This window comes from Variovorax sp. 20P10.2.4, from assembly GCF_058244205.1.
The window spans coordinates 1-2,347 of record NZ_JBZAYE010000896.1 but is presented as its reverse complement, the minus strand read 5'-3'; the positions used below and the strand labels follow the sequence as shown (position 1 = coordinate 2,347).

Below are 2,347 nucleotides of genomic sequence, written 5' to 3'. Positions count from 1 at the left end.
CAGGCCGGGCGCGCCGCGGCCGCCAACATCCTGCGCCGCATCGCCGGCCAGCCCACGCAGGCCTTCCGCTACCGCGACTACGGCAACCTCGCGACCATCGGCCGCAACTCGGCCGTGGTCGACCTCGGCACGCCCTTCGGCCCGCTGCGCTTCAGCGGCCGGCTCGCGTGGCTGTTCTGGCTGTTCGCGCACGCGTACTTCCTGATCGGCTTCCGCAACCGCATCGTGGTGATGATGGACTGGGCCGGCGCCTACTGGAGCTTCCAGCGCAATGCGCGCGTGGTGGCCGACGTGAACGGCCGCAGCGAGTCCTGAGCCGCGTCGCCGCAGGAGGTCCGCCATGTCGCTGCTGCCCTGGATCGCGCTGCACGCCTTCACCGCGCTGTTCTGGCTCTGGATCCTGCGCTGGGGCGGCGCGCACTGGCTCGAGGGCACCTTCGCCTCGGGCTTCCTGGTGAGCATCTTCGCGCCGCGCTGGAGCGAGGAAGGCCTGCGCATGTGCGCGCTGCTGATGCTGATCGTCTGCGGCCTCAGCTTCGTGCTCGGGCTGTTCATGCCCGAGCTGCGCTGCTGGTACGGCGGCGCCTGCTGAGCGCCGCCGTCCGCTCTCGGCTACAGGCGCTCAGGTCCCGACCACGCCGCCATCGTTCTTCGTGATCGCCACCGTCGCCGAGCGCGGGCGGCCCGCGCCGTCGGGCCACTTCGACACCGCGAGCGGGCGATCGGGATCGCTGCGCTCGTTGGCCGGTTCGCCCGGGTGCTGGATGTTGATGAACAGCGTGCGCAGGTCGGGCGTGGCCGTGAGGCCGGTGATCTCGCAGCCGGCCGGGCCGAGCAGGAAGCGGCGGATCTCGCCCTGGGTCGGGTCGCAGGCCAGCATCTGGTTGTTCGGCAGGTTGGTGTAGTCGCCCTTGCCGAGCGTGGAGGTCGAGACGTCGGTCTGGATCCACAGCACGCCGCGCGCATCGACCATCAGGCCGTCGGGGCTGCCGAAGGCATCGCCCTTGACGTTGCCCTGCGCTTCCCAGCGCGACTGCTTCGGGTCGCCCGCGAGCACCAGGTGGTTCCACGCGAACTTGGTGCCGTCGAGGTCGCCCTGCTCCTTCCAGCGGATGATCTGGCCCATGGTGTTGTTGGAGCGCGGGTTGGCCGCGTCCATGAACGGCTGGCCGGCACCGCCGCGGTTGCTGTTGTTGGTCAGCGTGCAGTAGACCTCCTTGGTCAGCGGATCGACGGTGGTCCACTCCGGGCGGTCCATCTTGGTCGCGCCCAGCAGGTCGCTGGCCTGGCGCGACTTGATCAGCACGTCGCCCTGGCTCGCGAAGCCCTTGTCGGCCACGAGCCCGTTCTGGCCCTGCACGAGCGGCAGCCATTCGCCGCTGCCGTCGACGTCGAAGCGCGCCACGTAGAGCGTGCCGTGGTCGAGCAGCTCACGGTTGGCGGCCGCGCCGCCGGGCCTCACCGCGTCGCGGCTCACGAACTTGTAGATGTATTCGAAGCGCGAGTCCTCGCCCATGTAGACCACGGCCCGGCCGTCGGCGGTCAGCGCGGTGGCCGCGCCCTCGTGCGCGGCGCGGCCCATCGCGGTGCGCTTGCGCGGCGTGGAGGCCGGGTCCTGCGGATCGATCTCCACCACCCAGCCGTAGCGGTTGGGTTCGTTCGGGTTCTTCGTCACGTCGAAGCGCGGCTCGTGCTCGTGCCAGCGGTACTTGGCGCCGTTGCCCTTGCGGATGCCCCAGCGCTTCTGGTGCGCGTCGGGCGACTCGGGGCCCTCGAAGTAGTCGGCGAAGTTCTCCTCGCAGGTCAGGTAGGTGCCCCAGGGCGTCTGGCCGTTCGAGCAGTTGTTGTAGGTGCCCAGCACCTGCGTGCCGCTCGGATCGGCGGCCGTGCGCAGCATCGGATGGCCGGCGGCCGGGCCGCTCAGCGTCATCGGCGTGAGCGCGGTGACGCGGCGCGCGAAACGCGAGGGCAGCACCTGCGACCACTTCGCGCCGTCGCGCTGCAGCTCGATCACCGACACGCCGTGCGCGTTCATCGACTTGCGCACCTTTTCGGGCGTCCAGGTCTTCATGCCGTCGGTGTGCAGCAGGCCGTCGTCGACGTACTCGTGGTTGAGCACCAGCAGGCCGCGGTTCGAGCCCTCGATCGGGAAGAAGGCCATGCCGTCGTGGTGCATGCCGGCCTGCAGCGCCTGGTCGTCGGCCGAGTTGGAGCCGTCGGTCCTGAAGGCGGGCATGCTGCCGGCCACGCCGGTCGGATCGCCCCAGCGGTAGAGCACCTGCGCGCTGTAGCCCTCGGGCACCACCACCTGGTCGACCGCGGCCATCGCGATGCCCTTGAAGCCGAT

The 2,347-nt window shown here is 70.4% G+C and carries 2 protein-coding genes and 1 pseudogene; 2 read left to right on the top strand and 1 reads right to left on the bottom strand.

The window, feature by feature from the left end:
* Positions 1-315: pseudogene (locus tag AC27VN_RS39120) on the top strand (NAD(P)/FAD-dependent oxidoreductase); the annotation flags it as partial.
* 25 nt (positions 316-340) lie between these two features.
* A complete protein-coding gene (locus AC27VN_RS39115; RefSeq protein WP_490880157.1) occupies positions 341-592 on the top strand; it encodes a hypothetical protein in 252 nt (83 codons plus the stop codon).
* 30 nt (positions 593-622) lie between these two features.
* On the opposite strand, the gene AC27VN_RS39110 is transcribed toward AC27VN_RS39115, so the two are convergent.
* Positions 623-2,347, bottom strand: a 1,725-nt coding sequence (locus tag AC27VN_RS39110; protein ID WP_490880156.1) for a PhoX family protein, incomplete at its 5' end; no start/stop codon positions are given.

What these genes read in the sequence shown, in the direction of transcription:
- AC27VN_RS39115 (WP_490880157.1), top strand. Translation starts at nt 341, where the DNA reads ATGTCGCTGCTGCCCTGGATCGCGCTGCACGCCTTCACCGCGCTGTTC.